This is a genomic window from Thalassospira sp. ABD4_177 (assembly GCF_056160125.1).
The window spans coordinates 1,240,451-1,255,621 of the sequence record NZ_JBSWWO010000001.1 but is presented as its reverse complement, the minus strand read 5'-3'; the positions used below and the strand labels follow the sequence as shown (position 1 = coordinate 1,255,621).

Below are 15,171 nucleotides of genomic sequence, written 5' to 3'. Positions count from 1 at the left end.
GCGGTATAAAGATTGTCTATACCAACGCATGCTATGCATTGCTGTCCTCGCCACGCAACCGGTCGAGTGCGCGACGTTCGGCCTTGGTCGGGCGTCCGGCCCCGGCTTCGCGCTTCGCAACCGGTGCGGTGCGGATATCGGATGCGACATCCTTTTTCGGAACTCTCGGTGGGGAATGATCGCTATAAAGTGTCTGCGCCTCGGGCGCTGGACCGCGACGTTCGCCAAGGGCGACAACCTCGACCACGCGCAAATGCGGCCCCTGAAAGAATTGCAGGCGATCACCGGCAACCACCGTGACGCTGGCCTTCGATACCGATTGACCGTTCAGAACAATATGGCCGGCCTGACATGCCTTGCTGGCAAGCGATCTTGTTTTATAGAACCGCGCATGCCAAAGCCATTTATCAATCCGAAGCTTTTCTGCCTGTTCCGTCACGGCCACCGATTTCCTGCAATCAACGGGACATTATACACTTGGAAAGCAGAACGGCGACCCGCAAGGGTCGCCGTTCAACGCATGATATCTGATACGATCAGCCTTTGGCTTCAAGCATTTCCTTGAGCTTGGCAAATGGCGAATCTTCGTTGATCTGGTTGGCCTTTTCCGGCGCTTGGTTGCGACCGCCGCCCGGCTTGCCACCGCGGCCACCTTTGCCGCCCTGGTTCGGACGATTGCCGCCCTTGCCTTTCGGGCCGCCTTTACCGCGTGCTTCCTGACGCGGGCCACCACGTTGACCACGGTTCTGACCGCCACCGCGTTTGCGACGATCAACACGGACGAAGTATTTGACTTCGACCAGTTCGTCACCATCGGCATCGGTTTCAACCGCCGGGGCTTCAGCAGCTGTTTCTTCGGTCGAAGCCGCAGATGCTTCAGCAGCAGCTTCAGTCGGTTCTGCCTTTGCCTCAGTTGGAGCAGCTTCCTCTGCCGGCGCGTCTGCCTTGGATTCGGTTGCAGCGGCTTCAGAACCTTCTGCCTTTTCGCCTTCGGCCTTCTCCGCCTCAGGCTTGGCTGCCTTGGCAGCTTCCTCGGCCTTTTTCTCGGCTTCCTTGGCTTCAAGCTCGGATTTCTTGACCTTGGTCACCTCGGCACGCCAACCGAGAGCGGTGAACACACCTTCGGCCTGCTCGACCGTGCAGCCCAGAAGCGACAGCAGATCGGGATCCGGGCGCACCTTGCCATCGTTTTCGCGCGCCTTCTGACGCAGAAGAGCAGCAAAGCGCTCCAACATATCGACGCGTGCGGCAAGCGGGCCAACCGGCATGTAACCAGCCGCAAGATAGAACCCCTTGGAATTCGCACGGTCATTCGGGACCGACGTACGACCCGCTGGCGGCAATTCCGGCAAAGCTTCCAGTTCGCGCGCAACCGCCCAAAGAATGCCGCGCAGCTCAACCGGATCGGGTTTGAGCGCATCAAGCACATGGACAGTTTCAACACCAAGACGCACGCCAAGTTTGGCAAGTGCCTTGCGGTCTTCGTCAGACAGGTCCTTGACCAGGCTTTCGAGTTCCGAACGCGGCACACAGCCCAGACCTTCGTTCAGCTGGAACAGAAGACCGCGAATCGGTCCGGACAACTGACAATCGCGCAGGCGGGTCAGCATCTTCAGACGCGCTTCGATATGGGCATTGATGAAATTCTGCAGACGGGTGCGGACCCGTTCGCGGGTCGGACCATCAAAGAACTCGCTATCGATGACATGAACTTCGGGTGACAGAACCGTGTCACCTTTTTTCAGCACACCAACCTGCGCACCATTCCATAGCACTTCAAGCTGGCCATTCACTGCGAACTTGTCGTCTTCGTCAGTTTCAAGTTGTTTAACACGTTGGGCGATTTCGCCGGTCAACGCGCGACGTGCGGCACTGGCGATTGCCTTGCCTTCAAAAGCAGCATCGGTTTCATCAGCAATGAAACGGAATCCGTCAAGACGGCCGACAAATTCACCTTCGACCTGTACTTCACCATTCGCAGTGATGGTAGACATGAGTTCAGACTTGTCCTTGAGACTTTTCAATAAAACCGAGGTTCGTCTGTCAACGAACCTTTGGGTCAGGCGTTCATGTAGCACATCTGAGAGCTTGTCCTCAATGGCCCGCGTGCGTTCTTGCCAATGGTTGGCATCTTCGAGCCAGTGATGCTTGTGCGATACATATGTCCAGACGCGAATACCTGCCAAACGTGATGACAACTGATCAATATCACCATCATAACGATCCAGACGCAAGATTTGTTCGCCCAACCAGTCGATGGGCAGTTTGCTTCCGGGTTTCGCAAGATAGCGATAGATAGATGTTAGCAGCCTTGGATGGGCATCGGTATGGATATTTCTGAAGTCGGGAATCTGGCAGACTTCCCACAATAACTGCACCCGGTCGGGGGCAGTCGCGATGCGTGCGACATCCTCATTGCGCGCCAGATGATCAAGCATGATCTCGTCCACCGGCTCGCGCGCCAGAATAAGGGTCGGGTCATCCGATCGCCGACGCAGCGATTTCTGAAGCGCACCGACAGTGCGGAAATCAAGCCGCGCATTACGCCAGAACACCTTGGCAAGCGGTTCAAACTCGTGATCTTCGATCTGTTCGATGATATCGGGATCAATGCCCGAAAGGTTCCCGGTCACCCCGAAGGTGCCATCATTCATATGCCGACCGGCACGGCCTGCGATCTGGGCGGTTTCGGCTGCCGTCAGGCCGCGGTTGAACTTGCCGTCAAACTTCTTCATGGCCGCAAAGGCGACATGGTTGAGATCAAGGTTCAAGCCCATGCCAATCGCATCGGTCGCGATCAGGTGTTCGACCTCGCCATTCTGGAACATCTCGACCTGGGCATTGCGCGTGCGCGGGCTGAGCGCCCCAAGTACCACGGCCGCCCCGCCCTTTTGGCGCCGTACCAGTTCGGCAACCGCATACACTTCCTGTGCGGAGAATGTCACCACGGCGGACTGGGCTGGCAGGCGCTGGATTTTCTTCGCCCCGTTATAGCTCAGGGTCGAAAACCGTTCCCGGCGGTCAAATTCGACATTATCAACCAGCTTGCGGATCACCGGACGGATGGTTTCCGCCCCCATAAACATGGTTTCGTGGCGACCGCGCGCATGCAAAAGCCGATCGGTAAAGACATGGCCGCGCTCAGGATCGGCGCACATCTGGATTTCATCAATCGCCAGAAAATCGACCTGCTTGGCAACCGGCATGGCTTCGACCGTGCACAGGAAATAGCGCGCCGTTTTGGGAAGGATACGTTCTTCGCCGGTGATCAATGCCACCGCGCCCTTGCCGACCTTGGCGACCGCGCGATCATAGTTTTCGCGTGCCAGAAGCCTGAGCGGGAACCCGATCATCCCGGTCGTATGCGCCAACATCCGTTCCATGGCCAGATGGGTCTTGCCGGTGTTGGTCGGCCCCAATATGGCAAGGATACGAGGACCGGTTCGGGTTGAAATCTGCATCAAACTTTTCCAATCGACAGCCCAATGATCCGGGCCGTCGCAATCAAGAGGCCTTTCAACACGCGATCCGGCGCGATGTCAAGCTTTCTACCCGCGACCAGGCCCTGCTCAAAGCGTTTCAAAATCCACAGATCACGGGGGTGCTGGCAAACGTGCCTATTCGTCCTCAAGTTCAAGCAATCTGGCGCCGGGGCCATCACCGCCCAGCGCGTCATTCGGGTTATAAAGCGGGCAGGCCGAAATCGACAAACAGCCACAGCCGATGCATTGACCCAACTGATCGCGCAAACGGGTCAATTGGTCGATCCGTTCATTCAAATCATCGCGCCATTGCGATGAAAGCTGTTCCCAGTCTTTGGCTGTGGGGACCGTATTGCGCGGCAGTTCCTCAAAGGCAGCGCCAATTTCCGCAAGCGGGATGCCTGTCTTCTGTGCAACCTTGATGATGGCGAGTTTACGCAACACACCGCGATGGAACCGGCGCTGATTGCCATCCGTTCGGATCGAACTGATCAGGCCCTTGCGTTCATAAAAATGCACGGCCGAAACCGCAATGCCGCAGCGGCTTGCAACTTCACCAACACTCAAATAGCGCTGCAACACGCCCTTTTCCGCCATTTTCCTCGCCCTCACCGACATTTCACATTCATGCAGTTTCGCGCTTGACCTTAACCTTTGTTGAGGTTCTAGAACAAGAACCATTGAACAGGAAACAACAGGAGTGAGCGTTGTGAAAGAGACATACAATGTCGCCGTCATCCTTGGCAGCGCCCGCGAGGGGCGCTTTGGCGAAACAGTCGCCAATTGGGTCGTTGAAACCCTTAAACACGATGACGAATTATCAATCGACCTCATCGACCCGGCGAAGCTTGATCTGCCATCCCGCCATGTCGGCGCGGAACATCCCGGTGTTGCCGAACTTCAAGCTTCACTCGCGGAGGCCGATGCATTTGTCGTCGTCACCCCGGAATACAATCACAGTTTTCCCGGCGAATTGAAGCTACTGATTGATGCCGCCAAACCGCAATGGAAACGCAAACCGCTTGCCTTTGTCTCCTATGGTGGGATGTCGGGCGGATTGCGTGCGGTCGAACAACTGCGGCTGGTTTTTGCCGAACTGCATGTCGTAACCATGCGCGACGTCATCAGCTTTGCCCATGCCCATGACAAGTTCGATGAAACGGGGCAACCAAAAGACCTTGAAGGCACAAATGCCGCCCTGCATCACATGATGACGGATCTGAAATGGTGGGCCAGTGCCCTTCGCGAAGCCCGCTATCCGCATGCCAAACTGCAATTGCTTGATGCCATAGCGTCCTGACCGGCGTCACACCCGTCGGCCTCGCATCAGTCCGCCCCTGTTTGAAAAGCTCCCCCACCCCTGGCAGGGACGGGCTGATGCACCACCCTTTGCCCCCGATCAAGGGGCCTTTATGCGAAACGGGGTGACCAGATGGTCACCCCGTTTTCTTTGTCTTTCAGACGTTCTGAAACCTTAGTGGTTTCGCATCTTGTCGGCATATTCCTTAAGCTGCCGACGTGCCGCCTGGAAACTGTTTTTCAGCGCGATATAGACATCTTCATGTGCGTGATCCGCACTGTCGCGTTTCACCATGATTTCCTTGCCCGGCACATGGATGCCGAAATGCACGGCAAAGCGGTTTCCATGGTTATGAGAAGCTTGCGGGCGTTCCACCACAACATGACAACTGGTCATGCGATCGAAGGTCTCCTCAAGTTTTTCCACCTTGTAACGGATACGCTCGTCCAGCGCATCAGACTGATCAACATCACGGTAGGTGATTTGAACGGGAACCTTCATGGTACGGCCTCCTGTTTAAAGCCTTTGACGCAAGACAGGGCGTTGCACCCTGCCGATTAACCCGGCCTGTTTTTTAACGGCTCGGGGACTTTCAGGAACGCTTCCAAAATTCTGTCTGCGTCCCTGTAATAAAACCGTCTTTCTTTATACTTAGGATACAAGACTTGCGCTGCAAGATGCGTTGACGCATATCAAGCTCGGTTTAAAGTTTAAGCCGTTGAGGTGTCGGTTCTTCTGCCAATATCGGAGGAGACTGACAGACGCTTGAAACAAAGGAGAAAAAAGAGGTCATGACGGAAGAAAAAATGCGGTTCGAGGCGGAAGTCAGCCGACTGCTCGATATCGTTGTCCATTCGCTTTATTCCAACAAGGACATCTTCCTGCGCGAGTTGATCTCCAACGCTTCTGATGCCTGCGACAAGCTGCGCTATGAAGCGATTGCGAAACCGGATCTGCTCGCTGGTGATGCCGACTTCAAGGTGCGCCTGCTTACCGACGATGTCCGCAATGTTCTGACGATTGCCGATAACGGGATCGGGATGAACAAGGAAGACCTCGTCGAAAACCTTGGCACCATTGCCAATTCGGGCACGGCCAAGTTCCTTGATGCTGTTTCCAAATCCGAGAATGCCAAGGATGTCGATCTGATCGGTCAGTTCGGTGTCGGTTTCTATTCCGCCTTCATGGTTGCCAACAAGGTCGAAGTCGTCAGCCGCAAGGCGGGCGAAGATCAGGCATGGAAATGGTCATCTGATGGCAAGGGTGAGTACACCATCACTGATGCCGACATGGAAGGTCGCGGCACCCAGATCACCCTGCATCTGAGCGATGACAACAAGGAATTCACAGACGAACACCGTCTGCGCCATATCGTCAAAACCTATTCCGACCATATCGGCATTCCGGTGGTTCTGATGAAGGGCGACGGTGATGAAACGCTGAACGAGGCGTCCGCACTCTGGACCCGCCCGAAAAGCGAAATCACCGAAGAACAGTACAAGGAATTCTACAAACACACCTCGCATGCCTTTGATGATCCGTGGAAAACCATCCACTATCAGGCAGAGGGTGCCATTGAATATACCGGCCTTTTGTATCTGCCCACCATGCGCCCGTTCGATCTCTATGATCCGCAGCGCAAAGGCCATCTGAAGCTTTACGTCCGCAAGGTCTTCATCACCGAAGGCGCGGACGAGCTTCTGCCGCCTTGGCTGCGTTTCGTGTCCGGTGTGGTCGACAGTCAGGACCTGCCGCTTAACGTCTCGCGCGAGATGCTCCAGGACCATCCGCTGCTGACCAAAATCAAGAACGGCCTGACCAAAAAGGTCCTGTCCGAACTTGAAAAGGCTGCCAAAAACGACGCCGAAGGGTTTGAGACCTTCTGGGAGAACTTTGGCGCGGTCGTCAAAGAAGGCCTTTACGAAGACCAGTCCCATCAGGACCGTATCCTCAAGATCGCCAAGTTCCGCTCGACCAACGGGGATGGCTGGACCACCCTTTATGAGTATGTCGAACGCATGAAGGACGGCCAGAAGGCGATCTATTACATCAGCGGCGAGGATATCGACGCCCTTAAACGCAGCCCGCAGCTTGAAGGCTTTGCCGCCAAGGGGATCGAAGTTCTGCTTCTGACCGATCCGGTTGACGAGTTCTGGATGCCGTCTGTTGGCCAGTTTGAAGAAAAAGACTTCAAATCGGTCACCCGTGGCGGTGCGGACCTCAATGATATCAAGTCCGATGACAAGGATGCGGACAAGGACGACAAGAAGGACGAGGATGCAAGCGATGCATCTGCCCTGATTGCCGCCATCAAGCTCGCCCTTGGCGACGGGATCAAGGATGTTCGCGAATCTGATCGTCTGACCAGCTCGGCCTGCTGTCTGATTGCCGATGAGATGGGCATGGATTTGCGTATGGAACGTCTGATGAAACAGCACAACCGTGTTGATGAAGTCAGCCCGCGTATCCTTGAAATCAATCCGAAGCACAGCCTGATCAAAAAGCTGTCTGACATTGCCACCAAGGATGCCAAGGCCCCGATCCTTAATGACGCAGCCCTGCTGCTGCTGGATCAGGCCCGCATTCTTGAAGGCGAAGCCCTGCCTGATCCGGTCAGCTTCGCCCGTCGCCTTGATCTGGTAATGGAAAAGGGTCTCGGTGCCTGATCACCGCAAAAATCCGATCTTTGCAAAACGGCGCGTCATCTGATGCGCCGTTTTCTTTTGGTGTATCGCGAAATTTAAAATGCTTATTTACCAACAAGCGGCATAAACATCCCAGATAGTGAAGAACCCAAGTCCGACCGGAAGGCGCGAAACACGATGACAGCGATGATGAACTGGCAAAAACTGCTTTCACCGGCGCGCCTTGGCACCCGTCATTCCAGTGTCGGGCCGTTTGGCCGGTCAGATTTCCACAAGGATTATGACCGCATCATCTTTTCCGCGTCCTTTCGCCGCCTGCAGCGCAAGACACAGGTCCATCCCCTGCCGGAAAATGACAATGTCCATACCCGCCTGACCCACAGCCTTGAGGTCTCCTGTATCGCACGCTCACTCGGCCTGATGGTGGGACATCAGTTGCATGAAAAGGGCAGCCTGCCCGACGCAATTGAGCCCGACCACATGGCCGCCATCGTCCAGGCCGCCGCCCTGTGCCATGATATCGGCAACCCACCCTTTGGCCATGCTGGCGAATATGCCATTCGCCAATGGTTTGTTGATGCGGCCCCGGAATACACCCAGAGCCTGAGCAAAGAACAGTTTGCCGATTTGACGACCTATGAAGGAAATGCGCAGGGCTTCCGCCTTTTGACCAACAAACGGACTGGTCTGTATGACGGTGGTATGCGCCTGACCTACGCGACTTTGGCCAGTTTCCTGAAATATCCCTGGTCGGCGGCCGGGAGCCCCTTCCCGCACAAAAAGAAATTCGGCGCCTTTCAAAAGGAATTTGCCCTGCTCGAAGATGTTGCCGATGCCACCGGCCTGATTCGAACCGGAGATCAATCATTCTGTCGCCACCCGCTGGTATATCTGGTCGAGGCGGCGGATGATATTTGCTACGCCCTGATCGATATCGAGGATGGCGTAGAACTTGAACTCGTCGAGTTTGATGTTCTTGAAAAGATGCTCCTGCCTTGCATCTTTGACGAACTTCCCGCCGAATACGCCCGGGAACCCAATTCCAGTCGCAAGATTTCCTTCCTGCGCGGCAAGATCATGACGGGATTGATTGATGCGTTGGTAAACGCGTTTGTTGCCAACGAAGAGGCGCTTCTGGCCGGCGAATGGAAGGGCGACCTTCTGGCCTGTGCTGATGGCCCCTATAACGACCTGATCACACAGGCCAAGTCATTCTCCGAAAAACAGATCATTTTGAACCGTCGCAAGGTCCAGATCGAAGTCGGGGCCTTTGCCCATCTCGAAACCCTGCTTGAAACGTTCTGCAAAACCGCCCTTGATGTCCACCACGCCACGTCAGAAGCCGATATTTCCTATCGAACGGGGCGCGTGCGCGAACTGATCGGCAATGATGCCATGCCTGTTGGGGCGGCGCTTTATGATCTGTATCTGGTCATTCTCGATTATGTCTCGGGCATGACCGATGATTTTGCCGCCCGCCTTGCCCGCGATATCGGCGGCGGACAGCACTAGGGGCCGAACTTATGTGGTTGATTGGTCGCTTCATCGCGCGATACCGGCGTCGCACCGCATTCCTCGGTGCCGGGGCGCTGGCAGCCATCATCTATGGGCTGGTGGAACAAAGTACGCGCCCAGAGATCGCGGCATGGTATTGGCCATCCGTTGCCAGTGCAGTGACCTTTTTTGTCACGCGTTTTGTCATCTCGCGCCTGATTGGCCGTTTCATCGGTGGCGTGCGCCGAAAGCTTCAATAAAGACTGATCCGCGCAAAAAGAAAGGCAGGCCAAAAGCCTGCCTTCTGATTTTGGATTTTCAGCTGTTTGCCTTTCGGCAGACAGGGCGGGTCAGTCCTGACCACCACCCATGGCGCTGTTGATTTTCTTGTCGGTATTATACTGGCTAAGCGAGTAAACGGCCCAGATTGCAGCCGGAACCCAGCCCACCAGCGTGATCTGCAAGATCAGGCAGATGATGCCGGCAATCGGACGCCCGATGGTAAAGAAAAGCAACCAGGGCAGAAGTAGTGCGATCAATAGACGCATGGATGAAATCCCCTTTTTGGTTCGACGTGCTTACATGCCGTCTTCGAAAGTAACCGTCACAACGCGGTTGCCCTGTTCAGCAACGCCATCAGCGGTCGTAACCGGCACATTGGACTCACCGCTGATGCTGATGATCAGTTTGCTTGCCGGGATACCGGCATCACGCAATTCCTTGACCACCGCATCGACACGCGATTTGGCAAGAATGTCGTTATACATTGCATCGCCAGCGCGGTCAGCATAAGCAATCAGGGTGATCATGGCCGGGTCATATTTTCCATAGGCTTCAACGATACCATCAACCACAGACATCGCCTTGTCACTGACCTCGGCACTGTCGAACCCGAAATAGACATTCATCGGAACCGGCATCGGCATCGCTGCCATCGGGGCAGGTGCGGTATCAAGTTCGGCCTGAACAATCGCCAGGGCCTGATAGAAGGCCGAACGGCAATTATCGATGTCTTCCTGCTGGATGTTTTCTTCGAGTTCCTGCAGCCAGCAGTCAAAACCGGTCTGCGCACGGGCAGCAGCACTTGCCGCCTTTTCACGACCACCAGCCTCAAGGGCAGACATCAGATCCGCGCGGGCAACCTCAACCTCGGCCATGGTGCCTTCGGGCAGGTTACGCTCGGCGATTTCCTGCGGACCGGCATCCATGCCCATGGCCGCGGTCTTGGAACGGTTGGTGAAATAACGCGCATCCGACCAATCGGCTTCGTCGTACTCGGCCTGGGCAAGATCAGCGTAATTCTGGTGAAGAGCCGCGTCAAAAGCCGACCCTTCGTCGGCCATCTCGCGTACTCCTGGAATGTTCATGTTTGCGCACGCGCTCAAAAAGGCAGCGGCGGATACAACGGCAAGCAGTTTAGCTTTCATCGGTTTTACTCCTTGGTCTTACCGACTATCGGGATCCCGTTCCCATTTTTCAGGCCCGGTGACGTTTGTTCCCAACGTCTTTTCTGGCCATCGTTGCGGGCCTTGTGACCCGTCAGTTTCCGTGCCGTTCTTGTTATCAATCAGATCAAAGACCTGACCCCGAATGCCGACCAGCCCCAAGCTCATGGTCAAGCGCCCCAAGACAACACAGATTGTGGATATACTTAATCCCTATCCAGAAATATATAGAAGTCAAATTCATGGAAAAAAGCAGTGGGATAGAGAAAATTCAAAAACAGCCAACATCATGTCCCGCCTGCGACGTGGTCAAGACGGATGCCCGATACCCCTGAACAACAACGGCCCGACGCATGATGTTCATCCGTCGGGCCGAAGATCAAATAAGATCAATACGATCAATTGGTGCTAGTCCGAAGAGCCGCCAAACAGTCCCTTCACTGCACCACCAAGCGCATCAGCACCATCTTTCAGCTTAGCGCCACCGCCACTGGCGGCACCACCGATCGCACCAACCACTCCTTTGCCAAGGTCACCGACACCCTGCATCAAACCATCAACATTCAGGCTGGAAACTGCCTTGAAGACAGATGTGTTGATCGCAGTCAGGATCTTGCCCGCGACTTCGGCCGGGGTTGCGCCGCCATCGTCCTTGCCAACATCGCTCAGATGAATTTCAGGCAGGCTGGTCGAAAGTTTCTTGCCCTGCAGGAAGCCTGCCGATACGCCGACATCGCCATTGCGAACATAGACATCATCAATAATGATCTTGGTCCCGCCTTCATCCGCGGCACCACCGCCGGACGCTTCGCCGTCTGCCCCGCCCGCACCGGTCGGGCCGGAGACACGCTGAACAAAGGCTTCAACATTGCGCTGGATGGTGGCGATGTTTGAACTGCCATTGCCGAGTTCGTAAATTACGCTGGGTGAATCAACAACAACCTCGATGATACGGATGGTATCGCTGGTCAGGGTCGTGCCATCAAGCCGGACCGAAATATTGCCAAGCGAGAACGCATAATCGCTATTGAACCCGTCCGGGTTCCCCACCACAAGCCCGTTGATGGCAGCGGTATTTTGCGTTGTTTCAATCGATACCCCGTCAACCGTGACATCGGCCAAGGTCACACGCGTGCCAGCCTCTTCGATGGTGGATTTCACGATGTCATCAAGATTGACGTATACATATACAAGCCCGCCAACGACCAAAACGATGATCGCGGCCAGACCAATCAGTATCTTTTTCATTGCCCGTATCCTGCGTAGTGAGCCACCGAAACTGCGTGAGTTTCATCCCTATGAAATCAAATGGGCACGCATCTGGTTTCGTTCAACCAGAAGAGTTGCGCTGATCTGCCTGACAATCAAGTTATTTCACATGACAAAACAGCGGATTAGGTTTCCCTGATCCGCTGTTTTCGTTTGGTTTGATCGCGCTTTTGTCAGAGGTTGAATTCAACCACAACGGGGGCATGATCCGACGGTTTTTCCCAGTCTCGGGCGGGATCATAGACAGATGCCGTGCGGACTTTTCCGGCCATATTGGGCGTCATCCAGACATGATCCAGGCGACGTCCCTTGTTGCTCTTGCGCCAGTCGCGCGCACGATAGCTCCACCAGCTAAACAGCTTTTCCGGTTCCGGCACCACTTCGCGTACGGCGTCGATGAAATCGCCTGACTGGCGGAATTTCTCAAGAATTTCCACCTCGACCGGGGTGTGGCTGACAACGCGCAAAAGCTGCTTGTGCGACCAGACGTCATTTTCCGATGGGGCAATATTGAAGTCGCCCACCAGAACCGCCTTTCGATCCGGGTTGGCGGCGCGACGTTCACGCCACCAGCTGGTCATTTCATCAAGGAAAGACAGCTTGTGGGCAAACTTTTCATTGATTGCCGGGTCCGGTTCATCGCCGCCCGCCGGGATATAGAAGTTATGAAGTTCGACACCGTTTTCAAACTTCGCCATGCAGTGACGGCGATCTTCCTTGCCACAGAAATTCTTGATATCGGTTTCAACGAACGGCAGGCGCGATACAATCGCAACCCCGTTATAGCTTTTCATGCCGTGATTATGGCGATGCACATAGCCCGCCGCTTCAAAGGCATCATGGGGGAAATGCTCATCCGGGCATTTCAATTCCTGCAGGCAAAGCGCGTCAGGCTGCTGTTCTTCAAGGAACTTGACGACCTGTTCGATACGCAGACGAACGGAATTGATGTTCCAGCTTACGATTTTCAAAACGGGCTCCGTTTTCATACTTTTAAGGAGTGGCTTTTCGACATGGGCTCCTGACCCACGATCCGCCGCGCGTCCTATTTCAAGGTGACGGACAGCTCCGCGATATCTGCAATCACCAGATCCATGCGATCACCGCGCACGACCTGACCAACGCCTTTTGGCGTTCCGGTAAACAGAAGGTCACCCGGTTTCAGCTCGATCAGGGTCGACAGATACATCAACGCATCGACGACCGGCCAGATCATTTTGGCCGTGGTGTCGTTCTGACGGACATCGCCATTCACCGACAATTTCAGATTGGTCGCATGCGGCATACCGGCATCTGCTTTGCGCTGGATGGCAGAAATGGCGGCACAACCATCAAAGGATTTCGCCATATCCCAAGGCAGGCGACGTTCCTTGAGCCCCGCCTGCACATCACGTCGGGTCATATCAAGACCGGCGGCGTACCCGAAAATGGCATCTTCAACAGCGGCCCGGTCCAGGTCCTTGCCACCCTTGGAAAGGGCCGCAACCAGTTCACCTTCATAATGCAGGTCTTCGGTACCTGACGGATAGGGCAGATCGCCATTCCCAACGACAAGGCAGTCGGTCGGCTTCATAAACACACAAGGCGGGGTGTAAGAGGGGTCGGAACCCATTTCGCGAACGTGATCCGCATAGTTCTTGCCGATGCAGAAAATGCGATTTACCGGGAAAACGTCGTCAGTGCCCTGAACCGGAATGGTCGTCGGTGCAGGTGCGTCAAAGATCAAACTCATGATGACCCCATGTTGTTTATTCAAGCTTTGCAACAGTCATAAACAAGCACGGGTCAGAAAGAAACGACCAATCCGATTAGAACAGCTTCTACTGTCAGGAATTGTCAGGAGGGGCAACGCGATTGGTTTGGGTCGCCCCCAAAAGCGATCAATGCAGCTTTTCGCGCAGGATCATATCGCGCACACGGGCCTTTGCGGCCTGCAAGACTGCGAATTTTTCCGGGTCATGCAGGGGCGGTACCGCAAGGATCAGAAGCTTGGTGGTTTGCCCGGCATTGACATGCAGGTGATAACGCTGCCCTTGCTCAATCGAAATGCAGCTATCATGGCCGTCGAACACGTGGCCATGACCATCGGAAACCTCGACATTGCCGGAACGCACAAAAACGATCTCTTCGGCATGACGGCTCTGGACGCCCGACACCACGCATGGCCCCGTCAGGCTCAACTCGCGCGTTGCAAGGCATGATGCGACATCGTCATTTGCCGGGGTCGCCAGAACGTGATCAGCAGCAGTCGTCTTTGACAGTCTTACCATTTGTGCATTTCCCGAAGTTGAGATCGTTCGGTGAGAACGCCGGGAAAATGCCAATATCGCGCCTACTGCGATATCCACATATGGGGAGTGCAAACAAAAGGGGTGATACATCCGGTATCACCCCTTTTAAATCGTTATGAAATCTCTATGAATTGCGGATTACAGTAATCCTTCGATCACCCGGTCTGGCGGTGTGTGACCGTCAACAAAGGTCTTGATATTGATCAGGACCTTCTCGCCCATATCAACGCGGCCCTCAATCGTGGCCGATCCCATATGCGGCAGCAGAACCGCATTTTGCAACTCCAGCAATTTCGGGTTTACCGCCGGTTCGTGTTCAAAGACGTCAAGACCTGCACCAGCGATTTCGCCATCGGCCAGCATCCGCGTTAGGGCCAGTTCATCGACGATTTCGCCACGGGCGGTATTGACCAGAATGGCATGCGGCTGCATCAGTTTCAGGCGACGCGCAGACAGCAGATGATAGGTTGCTGGCGTATGCGGGCAGTTGACCGAAATGACATCGACATGGGCCAACATCTGATCAAGGCTTTCCCAATAGGTCGCATCCAGTTCCTCTTCAATATCCGGATGGACACGCCGGCGGTTATGGTAATGCACTGACAGGCCAAATCCCTTTGCCCGGCGCGCAAGTGCGCGACCGATACGGCCCATACCAACAATACCCAGGCGCTTGCCCCAGATACGATGACCAAGCATCAATGTCGGGCCCCAGCCATCCCATTCACCTTTGCGAATAAGGCGCTCGCCCTCTGCCAGGCGGCGTGAAACCGAAAGGATCAGCGCCATGGTCATATCGGCGGTATCTTCGGTCAGGACGTCAGGCGTATTGGTGACAGTAATGCCGCGCGACCGTGCGGTTTGCAGATCGACGTGATCGACACCGGTGCCGAAATTGGCAATCAGACGCAAGTTTGGACCGGCATGGGCCAGAACCGCCGCATCGATCTTGTCGGTCACGGTCGGCACCAGAACATCGGCTTCCTTGACCACCTCGATCAGCTCCTGCTTGCTCATCGGCGCATCGTCGATATTCAGACGCGCGTCAAACAGTTCCATCATGCGGGTTTCAATCGCTTCCGGCAGCTTCCGGGTCACGACGACAAGCGGTTTTTTCTTGGTCATGTGCCGATCCTATGCGGTCTTTTAACTCTTTTTCAGACAATATGCGGCATGTTGCATTTTCATGCCCTGCCGCACTGCAGTGATGCCATGCCAAAAGGTACAAAAGCAAGGATTTTGACG

At 55.0% G+C, this 15,171-nt stretch carries 15 protein-coding genes; 4 read left to right on the top strand and 11 right to left on the bottom strand.

The window, feature by feature from the left end:
- Positions 1-31: 31 nt before the first annotated feature.
- The 3 genes from ACXAF0_RS05750 to soxR all read right to left on the bottom strand — a co-directional run bounded on the left by ACXAF0_RS05750 (position 32) and on the right by soxR (position 4,079).
- Complete coding sequence (locus ACXAF0_RS05750) at positions 32-439, bottom strand: RNA-binding S4 domain-containing protein (RefSeq protein WP_475344709.1); 408 nt, start codon at positions 437-439, stop codon at positions 32-34.
- 97 nt (positions 440-536) lie between these two features.
- On the bottom strand, positions 537-3,461 hold the full coding sequence (locus ACXAF0_RS05745) for a helicase-related protein (RefSeq protein ID WP_475344706.1): 2,925 nt from the start codon (positions 3,459-3,461) through the stop codon (positions 537-539).
- 156 nt (positions 3,462-3,617) lie between these two features.
- Positions 3,618-4,079, bottom strand: a complete 462-nt coding sequence (soxR, locus tag ACXAF0_RS05740; protein WP_475344704.1) for a redox-sensitive transcriptional activator SoxR — start codon at positions 4,077-4,079, stop codon at positions 3,618-3,620.
- A gap of 112 nt (positions 4,080-4,191) precedes the next feature.
- On the opposite strand from soxR, the gene ACXAF0_RS05735 reads away from it, so the two are divergent.
- Positions 4,192-4,782, top strand: coding sequence for an NADPH-dependent FMN reductase (locus ACXAF0_RS05735; protein WP_475344703.1), 591 nt, complete (start codon positions 4,192-4,194; stop codon positions 4,780-4,782).
- Positions 4,783-4,956: 174 nt separating this feature from the next.
- Here ACXAF0_RS05735 and ACXAF0_RS05730 read toward each other — a convergent pair whose 3' ends face one another.
- Positions 4,957-5,283 carry an HPF/RaiA family ribosome-associated protein gene (locus ACXAF0_RS05730; protein ID WP_475344701.1) on the bottom strand — a complete coding sequence of 109 codons (327 nt, stop codon included), beginning with the start codon at positions 5,281-5,283 and terminating at the stop codon, positions 4,957-4,959.
- A gap of 290 nt (positions 5,284-5,573) precedes the next feature.
- On the opposite strand from ACXAF0_RS05730, the gene htpG reads away from it, so the two are divergent.
- The 3 genes from htpG to ACXAF0_RS05715 all read left to right on the top strand — a co-directional run bounded on the left by htpG (position 5,574) and on the right by ACXAF0_RS05715 (position 9,181).
- Entirely contained in the window at positions 5,574-7,448 is a 1,875-nt protein-coding gene (gene htpG, locus ACXAF0_RS05725) for a molecular chaperone HtpG (protein WP_475344699.1), read from the top strand.
- 156 nt (positions 7,449-7,604) lie between these two features.
- Complete coding sequence (locus ACXAF0_RS05720; RefSeq protein WP_475344694.1) at positions 7,605-8,939, top strand: deoxyguanosinetriphosphate triphosphohydrolase; 1,335 nt, start codon at positions 7,605-7,607, stop codon at positions 8,937-8,939.
- Between the two features lie 11 nt (positions 8,940-8,950).
- Positions 8,951-9,181 (top strand): hypothetical protein, encoded by a 231-nt coding sequence (locus tag ACXAF0_RS05715; RefSeq protein ID WP_475344690.1) that lies wholly within the window; start codon positions 8,951-8,953, stop codon positions 9,179-9,181.
- A gap of 90 nt (positions 9,182-9,271) precedes the next feature.
- On the opposite strand, the gene ACXAF0_RS05710 is transcribed toward ACXAF0_RS05715, so the two are convergent.
- The 7 genes from ACXAF0_RS05710 to ACXAF0_RS05680 all read right to left on the bottom strand — a co-directional run bounded on the left by ACXAF0_RS05710 (position 9,272) and on the right by ACXAF0_RS05680 (position 15,051).
- Positions 9,272-9,469 carry a YqaE/Pmp3 family membrane protein gene (locus ACXAF0_RS05710; protein WP_167722486.1) on the bottom strand — a complete coding sequence of 66 codons (198 nt, stop codon included), beginning with the start codon at positions 9,467-9,469 and terminating at the stop codon, positions 9,272-9,274.
- Between the two features lie 30 nt (positions 9,470-9,499).
- Positions 9,500-10,348, bottom strand: a complete 849-nt coding sequence (locus ACXAF0_RS05705; RefSeq protein ID WP_475344683.1) for an OmpA family protein — start codon at positions 10,346-10,348, stop codon at positions 9,500-9,502.
- 426 nt (positions 10,349-10,774) lie between these two features.
- Positions 10,775-11,614, bottom strand: coding sequence for an AsmA family protein (locus ACXAF0_RS05700; RefSeq protein WP_475344680.1), 840 nt, complete (start codon positions 11,612-11,614; stop codon positions 10,775-10,777).
- 194 nt (positions 11,615-11,808) lie between these two features.
- The gene (gene xth / locus ACXAF0_RS05695) at positions 11,809-12,606 is read right to left on the bottom strand and encodes an exodeoxyribonuclease III (protein WP_475344678.1); all 798 of its coding nucleotides are present in this window, start codon (positions 12,604-12,606) and stop codon (positions 11,809-11,811) included.
- A gap of 74 nt (positions 12,607-12,680) precedes the next feature.
- The gene (locus ACXAF0_RS05690; protein WP_475344674.1) at positions 12,681-13,367 is read right to left on the bottom strand and encodes a fumarylacetoacetate hydrolase family protein; all 687 of its coding nucleotides are present in this window, start codon (positions 13,365-13,367) and stop codon (positions 12,681-12,683) included.
- A gap of 148 nt (positions 13,368-13,515) precedes the next feature.
- Positions 13,516-13,905, bottom strand: a complete 390-nt coding sequence (locus ACXAF0_RS05685; RefSeq protein WP_475344671.1) for a hypothetical protein — start codon at positions 13,903-13,905, stop codon at positions 13,516-13,518.
- Positions 13,906-14,064: 159 nt separating this feature from the next.
- Complete coding sequence (locus ACXAF0_RS05680; RefSeq protein ID WP_475344668.1) at positions 14,065-15,051, bottom strand: 2-hydroxyacid dehydrogenase; 987 nt, start codon at positions 15,049-15,051, stop codon at positions 14,065-14,067.
- Positions 15,052-15,171 lie beyond the last annotated feature (120 nt).

Coding starts and splice junctions, on each gene's coding strand:
- ACXAF0_RS05745 (WP_475344706.1), bottom strand. CDS start 3,461: ATGCAGATTTCAACCCGAACCGGTCCTCGTATCCTTGCCATATTGGGG.
- soxR (WP_475344704.1), bottom strand. CDS start 4,079: ATGGCGGAAAAGGGCGTGTTGCAGCGCTATTTGAGTGTTGGTGAAGTT.
- ACXAF0_RS05730 (WP_475344701.1), bottom strand. CDS start 5,283: ATGAAGGTTCCCGTTCAAATCACCTACCGTGATGTTGATCAGTCTGAT.
- htpG (WP_475344699.1), top strand. CDS start 5,574: ATGACGGAAGAAAAAATGCGGTTCGAGGCGGAAGTCAGCCGACTGCTC.
- ACXAF0_RS05720 (WP_475344694.1), top strand. CDS start 7,605: ATGACAGCGATGATGAACTGGCAAAAACTGCTTTCACCGGCGCGCCTT.
- ACXAF0_RS05715 (WP_475344690.1), top strand. CDS start 8,951: ATGTGGTTGATTGGTCGCTTCATCGCGCGATACCGGCGTCGCACCGCA.
- ACXAF0_RS05710 (WP_167722486.1), bottom strand. CDS start 9,469: ATGCGTCTATTGATCGCACTACTTCTGCCCTGGTTGCTTTTCTTTACC.
- ACXAF0_RS05705 (WP_475344683.1), bottom strand. CDS start 10,348: ATGAAAGCTAAACTGCTTGCCGTTGTATCCGCCGCTGCCTTTTTGAGC.
- ACXAF0_RS05700 (WP_475344680.1), bottom strand. CDS start 11,614: ATGAAAAAGATACTGATTGGTCTGGCCGCGATCATCGTTTTGGTCGTT.
- ACXAF0_RS05690 (WP_475344674.1), bottom strand. CDS start 13,367: ATGAGTTTGATCTTTGACGCACCTGCACCGACGACCATTCCGGTTCAG.
- ACXAF0_RS05685 (WP_475344671.1), bottom strand. CDS start 13,905: ATGGTAAGACTGTCAAAGACGACTGCTGCTGATCACGTTCTGGCGACC.
- ACXAF0_RS05680 (WP_475344668.1), bottom strand. CDS start 15,051: ATGACCAAGAAAAAACCGCTTGTCGTCGTGACCCGGAAGCTGCCGGAA.